Genomic DNA, 17,119 nt, shown 5'->3' on the forward strand with positions numbered 1-17,119 from the left:
GATGAGACGCCAACTCGCCCGGCACGCACGGCATGTGGCCTGCGCCGCCGCCCTGGCACTCGGGGCCGCCTTCCTGGCCCCCGCCCCGGCGGGAGCCGCCGCGGCCGCTGACCCGTACGACGTGCTGGTCTTCTCCAAGACCGCCGGATTCCGGCACGACTCCATTCCGGCCGGCATCACCGCGATCCAGGAACTGGGCGCGGCGGACGGCTTCGACGTCACCGCCACCGAGGACGCCGCCGCCTTCACCCCTTCGAACCTCGCCGGGTACGAGGCGGTGGTCTTCCTCTCCACCACCGGCGACGTCCTGAACACCGCGCAGCAGGACGCCCTGTCGGCGTACGTGGACGGCGGCGGCGGATTCGTCGGCGTCCACGCGGCCGCCGACACCGAGTACGACTGGCCGTCCTACGAGCACCTCGTCGGCGCCTGGTTCAAGAGCCACCCGGCGATCCAGGAGGCGAAGGTCGTCACCGAGGACCACGCCAACCCGGCGACCTCGCACCTGGACGACGTGTGGACCAGGACCGACGAGCTGTACAACTACCGCACCAACCCGCGCGCCGACGTCCACGTGCTCCAGACCCTGGACGAGAGCAGCTACACCGGCGGCGAGATGGGCGGCGACCACCCGATCACCTGGTGCCACCCGCAGCAGCAGGGGCGGTCCTTCTACACCGGTCTCGGCCACACCATCGAGTCCTACAGCGATCCGGACTTCCGCCAACTGCTGCTCGGCGGCATCCAGTACGCCGCCGGCGCGGTGCAGGCCGACTGCGGCTCCGGAGCCACGGACCCCGGTGAGGACCCCGTGGAGGCGGAGTCGTACACGTCCTCCTCCGGTGTGCAGAGCGCAGCACACGCCGGAGCGGGCGGCGGGGCCACCCTCGGCTACATCGACAACGGGGACTGGGCGGGCTACGCCTCCGTCGACACGGCCGGGGCCGCCTCCTTCACCGCCAAGGTCTCGTCGGCCGGGGCGGGCGGCACCATCGAGGTGCGCTCCGGCTCGGCCACCGGAGCGCTGCTCGGCTCGGTGGACGTCGCCCCGACCGGCGGCTGGGAGACCTTCACCCAGGTGACCGGCGCCCTCAGCGGCGCCGGTTCGGGCCCGCTGTTCCTCCGGTTCACCGGGGGAGCGGGCTCCCTGTTCGACATCGACAGCTTCACCCTGGCCAAGGCGCAGGAGACCAGGACCGCCGGCTCCTCCAACGTGCACCTCTTCTACTACCCCTGGTACGGCACCCCGGAGACCAACGGCAGCTGGCGCCACTGGGAGCAGGGCGGCCACACCCCGCCCGAGGACATCGGCGCCGACCTCTACCCGAAGCTCGGCCCGTACGACTCCGGTGACGCCGCCGGGGCCGTCGAGCAGCACATGAAGTGGATCGAGCAGTCGGGCGCCGGAGTCATCGTCTACAGCTGGTGGGGACAGGGCGGTTACGAGGACGAACTCGCCCCGCTGGTCCTGGACGCCGCCGCCCGGCACGGCATCAAGGTGGCCTGGCACATCGAACCGTACGGCGACCGGACGGCGGCCTCCGTGGTCGACGACATCGCCTACCTGAACGACAAGTTCGGCGACCATCCCGCCTATTACCGGGACGCCGAGCACGGCAACCGCCCGGCGTTCTACATCTTCGAGAGCCTGAAGATCCAGGACTGGTCGGCCCTGGACGCCGTGAGCGACAGCGCCATCGTCCTCGCCCAGACCACCGACACCACCAAGGTCGCGCACTTCGGCGGGATCTACACCTACGACGGCATCGCCGGTGCCACCGCCCCCGGCTGGCAGCAGGCGGGGGAGTACGCCGAGGCCAACAACCTGGTCTGGGCGCCCTCGGTCGCCCCCGGCTACATCGACGACCGGGCCGTTCCCGGCAACACCACACCCACCCTGGGACGCGAGGACGGCGCCTCCTACGACCTGGAGTGGAGCAACGCGCTCGACCCGGCCATCGGCGGATCGCCCTCCTGGGTCTCCGTCACCTCCTTCAACGAATGGCACGAGGGCAGCCCGATCGAACCCGCGTCGGGCAACCCGCCCGCCGGACACGGCTACCAGAGTTACGAAGGGGCGTACGGGAAGACGGGGGCCGCCGCCGAGACGGCCTACCTCGACCGGACGGCGTACTGGGCGCAGAAGTTCGAGCAGCAGCGCACGGCCGCCACGTCCGCGCACTGAGCGGACCCACGACGAACGGCAGCGTCCCGGCGGGGACGCTGCCGTTCTCCTTGCGCGCGGGCCCTCAGGCGTCCCGCTGGATGGTCCGCATCCGCCCGTACGCGTACACGCAGCCGGCCAGCGCCAAGATCGGACAGCAGCATGAATCCGATCGAGTACGAGCCCTTCGAGCTGTAGATCGCGCCCATCACCAGCGGCGGGACGACGCCGCCGAGACCGCCCATCGCGCCGACGATCCCCGTGACGCTGCTCACCTTGGCCTGCGGGGTCACCTGCGAGACGAGGGCGAAGACGCTGCCGCTCGCGGTACCGAGACCGGCGGCCATGATCAGCAGCGCGATCGTGCCGCCGGGCACCAGCTTCGGGTCGAAGGCCTGGACGATCGCCATCAGGGCGGCCACCCCGAGCGCCACCGAGGAGACCAGCGCCGGGTGCATCCGGTCCGAGAGCCAGCCGCCGATCGGCCGGAAGATCACCGTGACCAGGGCGAACCCGGCGGCCTTCGTACCGGCGTCGGTGGGGGAGAGGTCGTACCAGGTCTTCAGGTACGTCGGCAGGTAGACGCCGAACGCCACGATGCCGCCGAAGCCGATCGCGTACAGCGCCGACAGCTCCCAGGTCACCCGCAGCCGCCCCGCCGCACCCAGCCGGTGGGCCAGGGTGTCCGTCGGCACCTGCCGTCCCGGCCGGTCGTTGACCAGCACCGCCGCCAGCGCCGCGTACACCACGAGCGCCCCGGCGACCACCAGGAACGGCAGGTTGTCGCCGTGCTTCGCGATCCGCGGCGTGAAGTACCCCGACAGTGCCACACCGCCCATGCCCATGCCGAACACACCGAGGGCCAGGCCCCGTTCGGCCGGCGGGAACCACGAGTTGACCAGCGGGATGCCGATCGCGAACGTGGTGCCGCCCAGGCCCAGCAGGAAGCCCACCGCCAGCATCGCGCTGTAGGAGTCCTTCGCCGGGATCAGCAGCAGCACCGGCACGATGGTGAGCGCCGAGATCAGCGGGAACATCAGCCGCGCACCGAACTTGTCGGTGAGCGCGCCCACCGGGATCCGGCCCAGCGAACCGACCAGCACGGGCACGGCCACCAGCAGCGACTGCTGGAACGAGCTCAGCCCGAGCCGCTCCTTGTAGGAGTCGGACATGGGCGCGATCAGGTTCCACGCCCAGAAGGTGAGCGCGAAGCCGATCGTGGCCATCACGAGGTTGCGGTAGGCGGCGCCGGAGGCGGCCGGAGCGGCCGGTGCCGGTGACTGCTTGACGGCTGTGTCCACACAGTCAGTCAAGGGCGCGAGCAGGCCCCCGGCCCGTCGGTGTGCTCCATCCGGGGGGCCGGTAACGACCCGCCCGAAGTCGCGAATGTCCGAAAGCTGCGACAATCGCGGTATGGACCGTCTGGACAGGGAAATCCTCGGCGTTCTCCAGGAGGACGCGCGGATCTCGTACCGCGATCTGGGGGCGCGGGTCGGGCTCAGCGCCAACGCGGCGGCCGACCGGGTGCGGCGGCTGCGCCGGGACGGCGTCATCCGGGGCTTCACCGTGATCGTCGACCCCGCCGCCGACACCCGGACCGGCCTCGTCGTCTTCATCGACGTCACCCTGCGGATGGACACCACCAACGAGGTCTTCGAGCGGGCCGTGCTGACCCTGCCCGGCATCACCGAGGTGGTGCATGTGACGGGCGGGCACGACTACCTGGTACGGGCCACCGCCGCCGACACCGCGGCGCTGGACGGGCTGCTGCGCAGGCTCAGGCGGGAGGCGGGCGTCGCGCACTCCAACACCAGGGTCGCGCTCAGAGGGGCGCCTGCCAGCTGACGGCAGGCGCCCGCGTGCCGTCCTCCTCCCGCCCGTCGTCCCGGACCGTCAGCCGGACGGCGGCCCGCCCCTCCGGGAGTACCGCCGTCGCGTCGACCACCACCTCGATCTCCGAGACCCCGGACCGCCGGTGCGCGGCCGCCAGCGCCCCGCGCAGCGCGGCCAGCAGCTGTCCGCTCACCGGCTCCCGCACGAGGGCGTCCACCGCCCCGGTGAACTGCACCGACGGCTGGAAGCCGAGTACCGAGGCCGCGCCCCGGGTCTCCCGCAGCACCTGGCCGCGGAAGGTGGTGGGGGCCTCGGCGGGGGGCTGCTGGAGGGCGAAGATGGTCGTGCGGACCTCCTGGATCGTGGAGTCCAGCTCGTCGACGGCCCTGGCCAGCAGCTCGTCGGTCTGCCCGGTGGCGGCGCGGCGCCGGGTCGACTCCAGCATCATCTCGGTGGCGAACAGCCGCTGGACGACGAGATCGTGCAGATCCCGGGCGATCCGGTCCCGGTCCTCGTACACCGCGAGCTGCTCCCGGTCGTGCTGGGCGTCGGCCAGGACCAGCGCGAGGGCGGCCTGCGAGGCGAACTGCGAGGCCAGCAGCCGGTCCACCGCCGTGTACGGGCGGGCGCCGCGCCGCCGGGGCAGGGCGAGGGTGCCGATGAGCCGCCCGCCGCTCTGCAACGGCAGCATCATGCTGGGGCCGAACCGGGACCGTACGTGGGTGGTCATCCGGGGATCGGTCGCGGAGTCCTCCAGGAAGACCGGCTCACCGCCCAGCAGCTGCACCAGGACGGGGGAGCCGGGTTCGATGGCGGTGCCCACCAGGCCGGCCGGATCCTCCAGCGTGGAGGCGACGACGATCTCCATGCCGCCCTCCTCGGTCGGCTGGAGGATCACTCCGGCCGTCGCGTCGCTGAGGATCCTGGCCCGTTCCGCCACGGTCATCAGGGCGTCGGCCGCGTTCTCGCCGGTCAGCAGGGTGTTGGTGACGGCGGCGGCGCCCTCGATCCAGCGTTCGCGCCGGCGGACGGTGTCGTAGAGCCGGGCGTTGCCGATCGCGATCCCGGCCTGCGAGGCGAGGACCCGCAGGAGCGCCGCGTCGGTCTCGGTGAAGTGCGCGGTGCTCTTCTCGGTGAGGTAGATGTTCCCGAAGACCTCGTCGTGGACCAGGATCGGGGCGCCGAGGAACGAGCGCATCGGGGGGTGGCCGGGGGGCATCCCGGTGGAGCGCGGGTCGGCGGTGAGGTCGTCGGAGCGCAGCGGCCGTGACTCCTCGATGAGCGCGCCGAGCATGCCGGTGTGGCCGTCCGGGAAGTCCCCGACGGCGGCCTGTTCGGCGTCGGTCAGGCCATGGATGAACAGTTCCCGGATGGTGCCGCGGTCGGGGTCCAGCACGCCCAGCGCGCCGTAGCGGGCCCCGGTGAGGGCGGTGGCGGTGTCGATGATCTGCTGGAGGGTGGACCGCAGTTCGAGATCGGTGCCGACGCTCAGCACCGCCTCCAGGAGCATCGGCAGCCGGGGTGCCTGCGGGACCCCTTCGCGGGGCGCCGCGTCGTGTGGTTCGTCGGTCATCCGCCGCAGGCCCGCGGCGCTCAGCAGGCGAGCGGGTCGAGGACCATGGGGCGGATCTTGCCGTCCAGCATGGCGCCGAGCCCCAGGACCGAGCAGACGTCGGGCCGCTCGGCGATGTGCACCGGCATGCCGGTCGCGTCGCGCAGCATCTGGTCGAGGCCGGGCAGCAGCGCGCTGCCGCCGACCATCATGATCCCGCAGTCCGCGAGGTCGGCCACCAGATCGGGCGGGCAGTCCCGCAGCACCTTGCCCAGGCCGTCCAGGACCGAGGTCAGGGGGCGGTGGATCGCCTGCCGCACGGCGGCGGTGTCCACCTGTACGGAGCGGGCCAGGCCGGTCGCCACGTCCCGGCCGTGGATCTCGGTCACGGCGGGCCCGTGCGGGGTCAGCCCGTTGCCGCTGAGGGCCAGCTGCAGGGGGCGTACGGACTGGCTCGGCAGCATCAGCTCGTGGTACTGGCGCAGGTGCTGGATCACCGCGTGGTCGATCGCGTCGCCGCCGATCGGGATGCGCACGGCGGTCACGATCGAGCCGAGCGAGAGCACCGCGATCTGGGTCGTCGCGGCCCCGCACACCATGATCATGGTGGCGGTCGGCTGCTCGACGGGAAGTCCGCAGCCGACGGCCGCCGCGATCAGGGTGTCGACCAGCTCCACGCGGCGGGCGCCGAGGCCGACCAGGGTCTCGACGGCGGCCCGCTGGGCGAGGGGATCGCTGTCGTGCGGGGTGCAGGCGGCGGCGCGCAGCCGGGGCTTGCGGCGCAGCTGCCTGCGGAGCTTGTCGCCCAGCAGCTGGCGCAGCATGCGCTGGGCCATCTCGATGTCCACGACCGTCCCGCCGGAGACCGGCCGGACCACCCGGATGTACTCGGGGGTGCGGCCCGTCATCTGTTCGGCGAGCGCGCCGACGGCGATGAGCGATCCGGTACGGGTGTTCACGGCGGCGGCGCTCGGCTCGTCGACGACGAGGCCGAGCCCCTTGACGTACACCCGGGTCCGGGCGGCCCCGAGGTCGACGGCGACATGGCAACGGCGCAACTGATCGAGGCTGACGGTCACGGCGGGTCTCCCGAGAGCGCTGATGGGGGTACCGACGGGCAGCCGGCTGTCCTCGTATCGTGCGCCGGTGGGAGGCGTTGTGCGCGCTGGGATGCGCCGTAGGGGGGACGGAGCTGACGGCGCGTCGGCCGGTGGCCGGCGAAGACGTCTCAGCGCGGCAGCAGCCGCTGGAGCAGGCCCCAGGTGAACTCCGCGACATACGGTTCGCCGACGGCCGGGGCGGCGGCCCGCGCGGTCGCCGGAGCGGTGATCGCGAGCGCCCAGCGGGTCGGCGCGCTGCCCTCCATCGGGCGGGCCGGGGCGAAGGCCCGCGCCACCTCGTCCACGGTGCACGACCAGGGGCGCAGGTCCGCCACCGAGCCGAGGACGGGGGCGGCCGCGCCGGGGGCGCGCACCAGCCACTCGTTCCACACCGCCCCGCCGGGCCCGGCCATCACCTCGAACCGCAGATCCGGCCAGAGCGGCACCGGCCACAGCAGCGCGTCGCACTCCAGGTCACCGACCGTGCGGCGCAGCGAGGTCTCGGGCTCACCGAGCACGGAGCGGTAGCGGCGCAGCGCACCCCGCCCCCTCGGCGCCCGCACCATGGCCTGCCAGCGCCGGTTGGCCTCGCGCATCTCCGCGAGCGTGGCGCTCAGTTCGTGCCGGGCGTCCTCGACGAGATCCGGCTGGTGGTCGGCCATCCGGCGCAGCAGGACGAGCTGGAACTCTCGGGGGCCGAAGGGCGTGGCGGCGGTCATGGGGTCAACGCTTCCACACGGGTCGCCCCGAGGGGGCTCAGGCCTGCGGTTCCATGCCCAGCATCCGGCGCAGCAGGTCCCGCAGCACCGCGCGGTCCGTGTCGGAGAGGCCGGCCAGCGGTTCGCGGGCGAAGTCGAGCGACTCGCGCAGCTGCCGTGCCGTCCGGGCGCCCTTCTCGGTGGGCGCGGCCAGCTTCACCCGCCGGTCGGCCGGATCGGGGCGGCGCTCCACCAGGCCGCGCACCTCCAGCCGGTCCACGATGCCGGTCACGTTGGACGGCTCGCACTTCAGCTTCTGCGCGATCCTGCGCATCGGCATCGGATCCAGGGAGAGCAGCCCGAGGACCCGGGCCTGTGCGCCGGTGAGGCTGTGCGTGGCCGCGGCCTGCTCGTACTCCTCGTAGTAGCGCGCCACGACGGTGCCGATGAGCTCGACGACTTCGAGGGTCAGTGGGTCTGTACGAGTGGCCATGGCGCCCAGGATAGCCGGTTACTTGACAACATGAAATATCCAGGCGCATGGTTGTTTCACATGGTGAAGCTTTTCCGCTCCGGCCGAACGGCTTCCCGCGACACCTCCCCCCGATCCCCCGAGACACCGAGGAGACACCGAGCCCATGTCTGCAGCACTTCCCACGTCCGGCCGTGAATGGCACCTCGTAGCCCGTCCGCACGGCTGGCCGAAGGCCGAGGATTTCGCGCTGCGTGAGGCACCGGTCACCGCTCCCGCCGAGGGCCGGGTCCTCGTCCGCAACCTGCACTTCTCGGTCGACCCGTACATGCGCGGCCGGATGAACGACGTGAAGTCCTACACCCCGCCGTTCAAGCTGGACCACCCGATGGAGGGCGGCGCGGTCGGCGAGGTCGTCGCCTCCAGCGCCGACGGCTTCGCGGTCGGCGACCACGTCCTGCACGGCCTCGGCTGGCGCGAGTACGCCGACGTCCCGGCCAAGCACGCCGTGAAGGTCGACGCCTCCCTCGCCCCGCTCTCCGCCTACCTCAGCGTGCTCGGCATGACCGGGCTCACCGCCTACGCGGGCCTCTTCGACGTCGCCGCCTTCAAGGAGGGCGACGCGGTCTTCGTCTCCGGCGCGGCCGGCGCGGTCGGCAGCCAGGTCGGCCAGCTGGCGAAGCTCAGGGGCGCCTCGCGCGTCATCGGCTCGGCCGGCTCCGACGAGAAGGTCAAGCTGCTGGTCGAGGAGTACGGCTTCGACGCCGCGTTCAACTACAAGAACGGCCCCGTCGGCGAGCAGCTGCGCAAGGCCGCCCCCGACGGCATCGACGTCTACTTCGACAACGTCGGCGGCGAGCACCTCGAAGCGGCGATCTCCTCGCTCAACGTGCACGGCCGCGCGACCATCTGCGGCATGATCGCGCAGTACAACGCGACCGAGCCCACCCCCGCCCCGCGCAACCTCGCGCTCGTCATCGGCAAGCGGCTGCGCCTCCAGGGCATGCTCGTCGGTGACCACGCCGCCCTGCAGGGGCAGTTCGTCCAGGAGGTGGCCGGCTGGCTGGCCTCGGGCGAGCTGAAGTACCGCGAGACCGTCGTCGAGGGCATCGAGAACGGCTTCGAGGCCTTCCTCGGTCTGCTCCGGGGCGAGAACACCGGCAAGATGATCGTTTCCCTCGCCTGACAGGCTCCGCAGCACACCCGTTAGGCTCATCCCAGGCCGTCGCGATCGTGGGCGCGAGTCGCGGCGCATCAGCAGGAGGATCTACCAGACATGACCATTCAGGACATCGCAGTCGCTTACACCGCTGTCGCCACCGCCGAGAACGGCCGTGACGGCCGCGTCTCCTCGGACGACGGCAAGCTCGACGTGGTCGTCAACCCGCCGAAGGAGATGGGCGGAAGCGGCGCGGGCACCAACCCGGAGCAGCTCTTCGCGGCCGGCTACAGCGCCTGCTTCCAGGGCGCGCTGGGCGTAGTGGCCCGCCAGGAGAAGGCCGACATCTCCGGCTCCACGGTGACCGCCTCGGTCTCCATCGGCAAGACCGAGGCCGGCGGCTTCGGCCTGGAGGTCGCGATCAGCGCGACCATCCCCAACGTCGACACGGCGACCGCGCAGGCGCTCATCGAGAAGGCCCACCAGGTGTGCCCGTACTCGAACGCGACGCGCGGCAACATCAAGGTCGAGCTGTCGGTCGCCTGACCGCAGCCGCTCTGGACGGGCCGAGGGCCGCATCCCAGCCGGGGTGCGGCCCTCGGCCCGTCCGGCGGCGGCCGTACGGCCGCCCGCTACGCTGTCGCCATGCGTGATCTAGGGGCGGGTCTCAGTCATCTGATCAAGGGGCAGCGCTGGGTCGTCCGGCACGGCCGGTGGCTCGGCATAGGCCTGATCCCCGGTCTCATCACCCTGGTGGTGTACGCGGGCGCGCTCATCGCCCTCGGCTACGGGGCCGACGACCTGGCGGACTGGGCCACCCCCTTCGCCGACGACTGGTCCTCGCCCTGGCTGGGACTGCTCCGCAACACCCTGACCGTGCTGGTCTTCGCGTTCGGCCTGTTCCTGGCGGTGATCACGTTCACCGCGGTGACGCTGCTGGTCGGGCAGCCCTTCTACGAGGCGCTCTCCGAGGAGGTCGACCGGGCCGAGGGCGGCGAGGCGCCCGAATCGGGGCTTCCGCTCTGGCGGGAACTGTGGATCTCCGCCCGCGACAGCGTGCGCATCCTGGTGCGCGTCGCGCTGTACGCGGTGCTGCTGTTCGCCCTCGGATTCGTCCCGGTCGCCGGCCAGACCGTCGTCCCGCTGCTCGGCTTCTGCGTCACCGGCTACTTCCTGGCCGAGGAACTCACCGCCGTCGCGCTCCAGCGCCGGGGCATGGTGCTGAAGGACCGGCTGGTCCTGCTGCGCGGCCGCCGGCTGCTGATCCTCGGCTTCGGCGTACCGCTGGGCCTCGCCTTCCTGGTCCCGTTCGTCGCCGTCTTCCTGATGCCGGGGGCCGTCGCCGGTGCGACCCTGCTGGCCCGCGAACTCGTGGGGGACGACGACGAGTCCGACGACGGTCCGGACGGCGAGGGCTCGGACGACGAGGGTGCGCCGGTGCTCTCCCCGCCGCGGACCGCCGGCGACTGAGCGCCGCCTCAGCGCACCGAGAACCCGTACACCGTGCTCGACACGTACTCCCCGCCCGGCCGCAGCACCGTGCTCGGGAACTCCGGCCGGTTCGGGGAGTCGGGGAAGTGCTGGGTCTCCAGGGCGATTCCGGCGCACGGCCCGAACGGCTCCCCGTCGAAGTGGTCCGCCGTGTAGAGCTGGAGACCGGGCTCCGTGGTCGTGACGGTCAGCACGCGCCCGGACACCTCGTCGTACAGCTCGGCCGCCGGGCCCGGCACGCCCGCGTCCAGCACGTAGTTGTGGTCGAACTCCTTGATCACCGGACAGGGCTCCCGGAAGTCGAACCGGGTCCCGTCCACCGGCCGGAACTCACCCGTCGGCAGCGACTCCGCGTCGGCCGGAGTGATCCGCCCGGCCGCGATCCGCAGCCGCTGGCCGAGCGCGCTGCCGCTGTCCGCGCCGGCCAGGTTCCAGTACGTGTGGTTCGTCAGGTTCACCACGGTCGGCGCGTCCGTCGTCGCCCGGTACGCGATCCGCAGCGCGCCGCCCTCGTCCAGCGTGTACGCCACCGAGAGCTCCAGCCGTCCCGGGAAGCCCTCCTCGCCGTCCGCCGAGACCAGGGAAAGCTCCACCCCGTCCGGGGTCTCCCGGGCGTCCCACACGCGCTTGTCGAAGCCGAGGGCCCCGCCGTGCACCTGGTTGCGCCCCTCGTTGGGCGTGAGGCGGTGGGTCCGTCCGTCGAGCTCGAAGGCCGCGCCGCCGATCCGGTTCGCGTACCGCCCGACCAACGCGCCGAAGTACGGGCCGGTGTACTTCAGGTACGAAGCGAGGTCCGGCAGCCCGAGCGCCACACCGGCCCGTCCGCCGTCCCGGTCCGGCACCTCGACCGACTGCACGATGCCGCCGTAGGTCAGCACGCGCACCCGCGTGCCGTCCCGCTCCAGCGTCCAGCGGTGCACGGCCGTGCCGTCCGCGAGGGTGCCGAAGTCTTCCGTACGCGTCACCGTGTTCGAACCCGTGTCCATGATCACGCACTGTAGACCGGCCCCGCCCTACGCGGGCGGCCGGGCCGCCGTGACGTTGCGGTACGCGATCTCCGCCAGCCGGGCCTGCCCGTTGCGCCCCGGGTGGAACCAGTCCCACTGGCTCAGCTGCTTGCCGGTGAACCGGTAGTCGAAGACCGCCCCGCCGTCGTACCGGCAGCGCACGTCCTTCGCGCACACCTCGCTCAGCACCCCGTTGTACGCCACCACGCGGTCCTGCACCTCCGAGCGCCGCGTGACCGCCGATGCGCTCATGTCGTCCGCGTCGGCCAGCATCGACTTGCAGATGCCCAGCTTCCAGATCTGCTTGCCCAGCTGGTTGCCGCGCCCCGTCGACCAGAGCCGCTTCAGGTCCGGCACGCTCGACACGTACACCTGGGCCTTCGGCGAGGCAGCACGCAGTTGACGCAGCGACGCTTCGAACAACCTACGGAAATCGGCCACCGGCGTCATGGCCCGCACCGAGTCCCGGCACGCGTCGTTGGCGCCGATCATCACCGTGACCAGACCGGGGTGCTCCTTCGCGGCCAGTGCCATCTGCTCCGGCAACTGGGCGATCCGGGCACCCGTCTGCGCGTGGTTCCAGCTGCGGTCCGCCGCGCCGGAGGCGCCGAGCAGCCGCACGGCGAGGCTGTTCACCGTGGCGTCCGTGCCGGTGGACCAGGAGACCTCGGGGCAGTCCGCCAGCACCGAGCAGGCGTCGAACCCGCGGGTGATGGAGTCCCCGACCGCCGCGACCGACCCCGGACTGCGGTCCCAGACCGGCGCGGCCGCCGGTGAGGGGTGCCCGGCCGAAGCGCCCTTCGTCGTGCTGTCCGACCCGGAGTCGCAGCCGGCCAGCACGGCCGTGCCGAGACACGACAGCGCGGCCAGCGCGGCCAGCGCGGTGCGCGATCGGCGCCGTACGGAGCGATCCGGCATCCCTTGTTCCCTCCTGTCCAATGCCTCCGGCAAACCCTCTTGGCACCGGTCGGCGGGCCCGCGTGCCCCGCTGGGTGAATGCTGAGCGAATCATGGGCCCAGGACCGACGGTACGTCACACCTCGGACGCCGCCGCACGGTAGCTTTTCCCCGTCGAACCAGTGGTTCCCTCGGCCGTCCGGCTCCACTCGGGTGGCTTCCGAACTTCACATCACGTCACATGCTGTCCCTTTTCCGGAGATTATCTCCCGATGCTGTTTACTGATGACAACCTCGGGAAGCGGCTGGAAAGAGGCGGTACGGGCGCGAGGCCGCTGGGGTAGGCGAACCTCGTCCCACACTGGAGGTCCCGGTGACGACACGTGGAGTCCTGTACGTTCACTCCGCACCGCGCGCGCTCTGCCCACACGTCGAGTGGGCGGTGGCGGGTGTCCTTGGTGTGCGGGTCCAGCTCGACTGGATCAGACAGCCGGCCGCGCCCGGCACCTGGCGGTCCGAATTCTCCTGGCAGGCCCGGCCGGGCACGGCGTCGAAGCTCGCCTCGGCCCTGCGGGGCTGGGATCTGCTGCGCTTCGAGGTGACCGCCGAGCCGTCGCCCACCGCGGAGGGCGAGCGCTACAGCTCCACGCCCGAGCTGGGCATCTTCCACGCGGTCACCGGCATGCACGGTGACATCCTGGTCCCCGAGGACCGGCTGCGGGCCGCGCTGGCGCGTTCCGTGCGGGGGGAGACGGACCTGGAGGCGGAGATCGCCAAGCTCCTGGGCAAGCCGTGGGACGACGAACTGGAGTCCTTCCGCCACGCGGGCGAGGGCGCGCCGGTCCGCTGGCTCCACCAGGTGGTGTAACCGGGCCCAACCGGGGCTCCGCCCCGAACCCCGCTCCCCGCTCCCCGCTCCCCGCTCCCCGCTCCCCGCTCCCCGCGCCTCAATCGCCGGCGGGGCTGGGTTCGCTTCGTTTGCCGTGCGGCCGTATCAAGCCCCTCCGGCGATTGAGGAGCGGGGGTTCGGGGGCAGCGCCCCCGAGGACGGCCCGCGGCATGCGTGAAGCCCGCCTCCCCGGACCGGGAAAGCGGGCTTCATGAGGCAGCGTCACACGCTACGGAACGCCAGCACCACGTTGTGCCCGCCGAACCCGAACGAGTTGTTGATCGCCGCGATCGGCCCCTCCGGCAGCGGCCGGGGAGCGTCTCGCACGATGTCCGCCTCGACCGCGTCGTCGAGGTTCTCGATGTTGATGGTCGGCGGAGCGATCCGGTGGTGCAGCGCCAGGACCGTGGCCACGGTCTCGATGCCGCCCGCGCCACCGAGCAGGTGGCCCGTCATCGACTTCGTCGCGGAGATCGCGACGTGGTTCAGGTCGTCGCCCAGGACCTTGCTCAGGGCCTTCAGCTCCGCGAGGTCACCCTGCGGCGTGGACGTCGCGTGCGCGTTGAGGTGCACGACCTCGGACGGCTTGAGATCCGTCTGGTCCAGCAGGTTCTGCATCGCCGCGGCGATACCCCGCCCGGTCGGCTCCGGCTGAGCGATGTGGTGGGCGTCCGCGGACAGCCCCTGGCCCAGCACCTCGGCGTAGACCCGGGCGCCACGAGCGGCGGCGTGCTCCGCGGACTCCAGGACGACGACACCGGCGCCCTCACCGAGGACGAAGCCGTCACGGGCGGTGTCGTAAGGGCGCGAGGCCCTCTCGGGCTCGTCGTTGCTCTTGGACATCGCCATCATGTTGGCGAACGCGGCGATCGGCAGCGGGTGGATGGCCGCCTCGGTGCCACCGGCGAGGACCACATCGGCACGGCCGGTGCGGATCATCTCGACGGCGTACCCGATCGCCTCGGCGCCCGACGCACAGGCGGAGACCGGGGTGTGGACGCCCGCCTGGGCGTTCACCTCGATGCCGACGTTGGCGGCCGGGCCGTTGGGCATGAGCATGGGCACGGTGTGCGGGGAGACGCGGCGTACGCCCTTCTCCTTGAGCACGTCGTACTGGTCGAGCAGGGTGATCACGCCGCCGATACCGGAGGCGATGACCGAGCCCAGCCGCTCGGGCTGGATCTTGGCGTCCTCACCGGCCTTGCCGGTGAAACCCGCGTCCGCCCACGCCTCACGGGCCGCGATCAGCGCGAACTGCGCCGAGCGGTCCAGCTTGCGGGCGAGCGGACGGGGCAGGACGTCGCCCGGGTCGACGGCCGCGAGGGCCGCGATCCGGACGGGCAGTTCGGCGAAACGTTCGCCCTCAAGAGGCTTGACGCCGGACCGGCCGGCCATCAGACCTTCCCAGGTCGATGCGGAATCGCCACCCAGCGGAGTGGTTGCGCCGATACCGGTGACGACCACGGTGCGATTGGTCGAGTTCACTGGAAAATCTTCTCCACGTGTAGAGGGTCGTGAATCAGCGGCGCCACCGCCGGGTGGCGACACACGAACCGGCTGGATCAGGCCTGGTGCTTGAGGATGTAGTCGGCAGCGTCGCCGACCGTCTTGAGGTTCTTGACGTCCTCGTCGGGGATCTTGACGTCGAAGCGCTCCTCGGCGGCGACGACGACCTCGACCATGGACAGCGAGTCGACGTCCAGGTCGTCGGTGAAGGACTTGTCCAGCTGGACGTCCTCGACCGGGATACCGGCGATCTCGTTGACGATCTCGGCGAGACCGGTGACGATCTCTTCCTGCGTGGCGGCCATGTTGGCGCTCCTTCGGTGTATATCTGCTGGGTTCGGGTGTCCGGGTCGAAAAGACCCGGTGTGCCTAGGGGAGGGTAACGACCGTCGCGGCGTAGACGAGACCCGCCCCGAAGCCGATGACGAGCGCGGTGTCGCCGCTCTTCGCCTGACCGGTCGCCAGAAGCCGCTCCATAGCGAGCGGAATCGAGGCGGCGGAGGTGTTGCCGGTGGTCTCCACATCACGGGCGACCGTGACGTGCTCCGGCAGCTTCAGGGTCTTCACCATCGAGTCGATGATCCGCATGTTGGCCTGGTGCGGAATGAAGACGTCCAGGTCTTCCGGGGCGATCCCGGCCGCGTCCAGCGCCTGCTGGGCGACCTTCGCCATCTCGAAGACGGCCCAGCGGAAGACCGCCTGGCCCTCCTGCGTGATGGCCGGGAACTTCTCCGGCCGGTCGGCGTGGAAGGTGTCCCACGCCACGGTCTGCTTGATCGTCTCGGACTTGTCGCCCTCGGAGCCCCACACGCTGGGACCGATGGCGGGCACGTCGGACGGGCCGACGACGACGGCGCCGGCGCCGTCACCGAACAGGAACGCCGTCGCGCGGTCGCTCAGGTCGGTGAGGTCGCTCAGCCGCTCCACGCCGATCACGAGCACGTACTGCGCCGAGCCCTCGACGACCATGCCCTTGGCGAGCGTCAGGCCGTAGCCGAAGCCCGCGCAGCCGGCCGAGATGTCGAAGGCGGCGGGCTTGCCCGCGCCGATCTTGTGGGCGATCTCGGTGGCGATGGCCGGGGTCTGCTTGAAGTGCGACACGGTCGAGACGATGACCGCGCCGATCTGCGACGGGTCGATCCCGGCGTCCGCGATGGCCTTGCCGGACGCCTCGACGGACATCGCGGCCACGGTCTCCTCGGGGGAGGCCCAGTGGCGGGTGGCGATGCCGGACCGGGAGCGGATCCACTCGTCGGACGAGTCGATGGTTTCGAGGATCACCTCGTTCGGCACGACACGGGTCGGACGGTAGCCGCCGACACCCATGATCCGCGCGTACGGGGCGCCCTTGCTGGGCTTGATCTTCGACATGCTCTCGGGCTCCTTAGGCGCCCGCGTGCTCAGCGATGAGCGCGCGGGCAGCGTCGAGGTCGTCGGGGGTCTTGAGCGCGAGGGTCCGCACGCCCGGGAGCGCGCGCTTGGCGAGACCGGTGAGCGTGCCGCCGGGGCAGGCCTCGATCAGTGCGGTGACGCCCAGTTCCTTGAAGGTCTCCATGCACAGGTCCCAGCGCACCGGGTTGGCGACCTGGCCGACCAGGCGCGAGATGACCTCCGCGCCGGTGGCGACGGTCCTGCCGTCGGCGTTCGAGACATATGTCACGGTCGGGTCGGAGACCTCCAGAGCCACGGCGGCCTCGCGGAGCCGCTCGACGGCCGGAGCCATGTGGTGCGTGTGGAACGCGCCGGCGACCTTCAGGGGCACCACGCGGCGCACTCCCTCGGGCTTGTCCTCGACGAGCGCGGCGATCTGCTCGGCGGTGCCGGCGGCGACGATCTGACCGGCCCCGTTGACGTTCGCCGGGGTCAGGCCGAGCTTCTCCAGGTGCGCGACGGTGACCTCGGGGTCCCCGCCGAGCAGCGCCGCCATACCCGTCTCGGTCACCGCGGCGGCCTCGGCCATGCCGAGCCCCCGGGTGCGTACGAAACGGAGGGCCGCGTCCTCGCCGATGACTCCGGCGAACGCGGCTGCGGTGATTTCACCAACGCTGTGACCTGCGACGACACTCGGCGACGCGTCGAGAGCGGCAGCGGACAGCAGACCGGCGGCGACCAGCAGCGGCTGGGCCACCGAGGTGTCGCGGATCTCGTCCGCGTCAGCCTTGGTGCCGTAGTGGGCAAGGTCGATCCCGATGGCGTCGGACCAGCCCGCGATGCGGTCGGTGGCACCGGGGAGGTCGAGCCAGGGAGTCAGGAAGCCGGGCGTCTGAGCGCCTTGGCCGGGAGCGACGAGTACGAGCACCCTCACACTCTCTCTTGTGAACGGTCCGGAACGCCCGTGGGGACAGGGACGA

16 protein-coding genes and 1 pseudogene are annotated in these 17,119 nt (G+C 71.6%); 6 read left to right on the top strand and 11 right to left on the bottom strand.

Going from position 1 to position 17,119, the window contains the following annotated elements; genetic code table 11:
* Nucleotide 1 precedes the first annotated feature (1 nt).
* Nucleotides 2–2,185, top strand: coding sequence for a ThuA domain-containing protein (locus tag ACGFU6_RS15605; RefSeq protein WP_393611140.1), 2,184 nt, complete (start codon nucleotides 2–4; stop codon nucleotides 2,183–2,185).
* 64 nt (nucleotides 2,186–2,249) lie between these two features.
* Here the strand turns inward: ACGFU6_RS15605 and ACGFU6_RS15610 are convergent.
* Nucleotides 2,250–3,465, bottom strand: a pseudogene (locus tag ACGFU6_RS15610) (MFS transporter).
* A 112-nt stretch (nucleotides 3,466–3,577) separates the two neighbouring features.
* Between ACGFU6_RS15610 and ACGFU6_RS15615 the strand changes: the two are divergent.
* On the top strand, nucleotides 3,578–4,009 hold the full coding sequence (locus tag ACGFU6_RS15615; protein WP_393611141.1) for an Lrp/AsnC family transcriptional regulator: 432 nt from the start codon (nucleotides 3,578–3,580) through the stop codon (nucleotides 4,007–4,009).
* Here the strand turns inward: ACGFU6_RS15615 and ACGFU6_RS15620 are convergent.
* The 4 genes from ACGFU6_RS15620 to ACGFU6_RS15635 all read right to left on the bottom strand — a co-directional run bounded on the left by ACGFU6_RS15620 (nucleotide 3,987) and on the right by ACGFU6_RS15635 (nucleotide 7,840).
* Complete coding sequence (locus ACGFU6_RS15620) at nucleotides 3,987–5,570, bottom strand: GAF domain-containing protein (protein ID WP_393611143.1); 1,584 nt, start codon at nucleotides 5,568–5,570, stop codon at nucleotides 3,987–3,989. The genes ACGFU6_RS15615 and ACGFU6_RS15620 overlap by 23 nt on opposite strands.
* Nucleotides 5,571–5,590: 20 nt before the next feature.
* The gene (locus ACGFU6_RS15625; RefSeq protein WP_393611145.1) at nucleotides 5,591–6,628 is read right to left on the bottom strand and encodes a rod shape-determining protein; all 1,038 of its coding nucleotides are present in this window, start codon (nucleotides 6,626–6,628) and stop codon (nucleotides 5,591–5,593) included.
* Nucleotides 6,629–6,777: 149 nt separating this feature from the next.
* Nucleotides 6,778–7,368, bottom strand: a complete 591-nt coding sequence (locus ACGFU6_RS15630) for a hypothetical protein (protein ID WP_393611146.1) — start codon at nucleotides 7,366–7,368, stop codon at nucleotides 6,778–6,780.
* Nucleotides 7,369–7,405: 37 nt separating this feature from the next.
* Nucleotides 7,406–7,840, bottom strand: coding sequence for a MarR family winged helix-turn-helix transcriptional regulator (locus tag ACGFU6_RS15635; protein WP_393611148.1), 435 nt, complete (start codon nucleotides 7,838–7,840; stop codon nucleotides 7,406–7,408).
* 145 nt (nucleotides 7,841–7,985) lie between these two features.
* On the opposite strand from ACGFU6_RS15635, the gene ACGFU6_RS15640 reads away from it, so the two are divergent.
* The 3 genes from ACGFU6_RS15640 to ACGFU6_RS15650 all read left to right on the top strand — a co-directional run bounded on the left by ACGFU6_RS15640 (nucleotide 7,986) and on the right by ACGFU6_RS15650 (nucleotide 10,448).
* Nucleotides 7,986–9,005 (top strand): NADP-dependent oxidoreductase, encoded by a 1,020-nt coding sequence (locus tag ACGFU6_RS15640; protein WP_393611149.1) that lies wholly within the window; start codon nucleotides 7,986–7,988, stop codon nucleotides 9,003–9,005.
* Between the two features lie 90 nt (nucleotides 9,006–9,095).
* Nucleotides 9,096–9,524, top strand: a complete 429-nt coding sequence (locus ACGFU6_RS15645; protein ID WP_123526140.1) for an organic hydroperoxide resistance protein — start codon at nucleotides 9,096–9,098, stop codon at nucleotides 9,522–9,524.
* Between the two features lie 99 nt (nucleotides 9,525–9,623).
* Nucleotides 9,624–10,448: an EI24 domain-containing protein gene (locus ACGFU6_RS15650; RefSeq protein WP_393611151.1), complete on the top strand. Its 825-nt coding sequence runs from the start codon at nucleotides 9,624–9,626 to the stop codon at nucleotides 10,446–10,448.
* An 8-nt stretch (nucleotides 10,449–10,456) separates the two neighbouring features.
* Here the strand turns inward: ACGFU6_RS15650 and ACGFU6_RS15655 are convergent, their stop codons facing one another.
* Entirely contained in the window at nucleotides 10,457–11,455 is a 999-nt protein-coding gene (locus ACGFU6_RS15655) for an aldose epimerase family protein (protein ID WP_393611152.1), read from the bottom strand.
* A 27-nt stretch (nucleotides 11,456–11,482) separates the two neighbouring features.
* Nucleotides 11,483–12,394, bottom strand: a complete 912-nt coding sequence (locus tag ACGFU6_RS15660; RefSeq protein ID WP_393611153.1) for an SGNH/GDSL hydrolase family protein — start codon at nucleotides 12,392–12,394, stop codon at nucleotides 11,483–11,485.
* A gap of 352 nt (nucleotides 12,395–12,746) precedes the next feature.
* Between ACGFU6_RS15660 and ACGFU6_RS15665 the strand changes: the two genes are divergently transcribed.
* Nucleotides 12,747–13,241, top strand: a complete 495-nt coding sequence (locus tag ACGFU6_RS15665; RefSeq protein ID WP_123526144.1) for a DUF3145 domain-containing protein — start codon at nucleotides 12,747–12,749, stop codon at nucleotides 13,239–13,241.
* Nucleotides 13,242–13,484: 243 nt separating this feature from the next.
* Here ACGFU6_RS15665 and fabF read toward each other — a convergent pair whose 3' ends face one another.
* The 4 genes from fabF to ACGFU6_RS15685 all read right to left on the bottom strand — a co-directional run bounded on the left by fabF (nucleotide 13,485) and on the right by ACGFU6_RS15685 (nucleotide 17,067).
* Nucleotides 13,485–14,747 carry a beta-ketoacyl-ACP synthase II gene (fabF, locus tag ACGFU6_RS15670; protein WP_393611154.1) on the bottom strand — a complete coding sequence of 421 codons (1,263 nt, stop codon included), beginning with the start codon at nucleotides 14,745–14,747 and terminating at the stop codon, nucleotides 13,485–13,487.
* Nucleotides 14,748–14,824: 77 nt separating this feature from the next.
* Nucleotides 14,825–15,073 (bottom strand): acyl carrier protein, encoded by a 249-nt coding sequence (locus tag ACGFU6_RS15675; RefSeq protein ID WP_024490626.1) that lies wholly within the window; start codon nucleotides 15,071–15,073, stop codon nucleotides 14,825–14,827.
* Between the two features lie 64 nt (nucleotides 15,074–15,137).
* Nucleotides 15,138–16,139: a ketoacyl-ACP synthase III gene (locus tag ACGFU6_RS15680; protein WP_393611156.1), complete on the bottom strand. Its 1,002-nt coding sequence runs from the start codon at nucleotides 16,137–16,139 to the stop codon at nucleotides 15,138–15,140.
* 13 nt (nucleotides 16,140–16,152) lie between these two features.
* Nucleotides 16,153–17,067, bottom strand: a complete 915-nt coding sequence (locus tag ACGFU6_RS15685) for an ACP S-malonyltransferase (RefSeq protein ID WP_393611158.1) — start codon at nucleotides 17,065–17,067, stop codon at nucleotides 16,153–16,155.
* Nucleotides 17,068–17,119 lie beyond the last annotated feature (52 nt).

Origin of the sequence: Streptomyces sp. NPDC048462 (assembly GCF_043200175.1) — a bacterium.
Lineage (GTDB): Bacteria > Actinomycetota > Actinomycetes > Streptomycetales > Streptomycetaceae > Streptomyces.

Excerpts from the sequence above, each read along its gene's own strand:
- ACGFU6_RS15605 (WP_393611140.1), top strand. The coding sequence starts at position 2 with ATGAGACGCCAACTCGCCCGGCACGCACGGCATGTGGCCTGCGCCGCC.
- ACGFU6_RS15615 (WP_393611141.1), top strand. The coding sequence starts at position 3,578 with ATGGACCGTCTGGACAGGGAAATCCTCGGCGTTCTCCAGGAGGACGCG.
- ACGFU6_RS15620 (WP_393611143.1), bottom strand. The coding sequence starts at position 5,570 with ATGACCGACGAACCACACGACGCGGCGCCCCGCGAAGGGGTCCCGCAG.
- ACGFU6_RS15630 (WP_393611146.1), bottom strand. The coding sequence starts at position 7,368 with ATGACCGCCGCCACGCCCTTCGGCCCCCGAGAGTTCCAGCTCGTCCTG.
- ACGFU6_RS15635 (WP_393611148.1), bottom strand. The coding sequence starts at position 7,840 with ATGGCCACTCGTACAGACCCACTGACCCTCGAAGTCGTCGAGCTCATC.
- ACGFU6_RS15640 (WP_393611149.1), top strand. The coding sequence starts at position 7,986 with ATGTCTGCAGCACTTCCCACGTCCGGCCGTGAATGGCACCTCGTAGCC.
- ACGFU6_RS15645 (WP_123526140.1), top strand. The coding sequence starts at position 9,096 with ATGACCATTCAGGACATCGCAGTCGCTTACACCGCTGTCGCCACCGCC.
- ACGFU6_RS15650 (WP_393611151.1), top strand. The coding sequence starts at position 9,624 with ATGCGTGATCTAGGGGCGGGTCTCAGTCATCTGATCAAGGGGCAGCGC.
- ACGFU6_RS15655 (WP_393611152.1), bottom strand. The coding sequence starts at position 11,455 with ATGGACACGGGTTCGAACACGGTGACGCGTACGGAAGACTTCGGCACC.
- ACGFU6_RS15660 (WP_393611153.1), bottom strand. The coding sequence starts at position 12,394 with ATGCCGGATCGCTCCGTACGGCGCCGATCGCGCACCGCGCTGGCCGCG.
- ACGFU6_RS15675 (WP_024490626.1), bottom strand. The coding sequence starts at position 15,073 with ATGGCCGCCACGCAGGAAGAGATCGTCACCGGTCTCGCCGAGATCGTC.
- ACGFU6_RS15680 (WP_393611156.1), bottom strand. The coding sequence starts at position 16,139 with ATGTCGAAGATCAAGCCCAGCAAGGGCGCCCCGTACGCGCGGATCATG.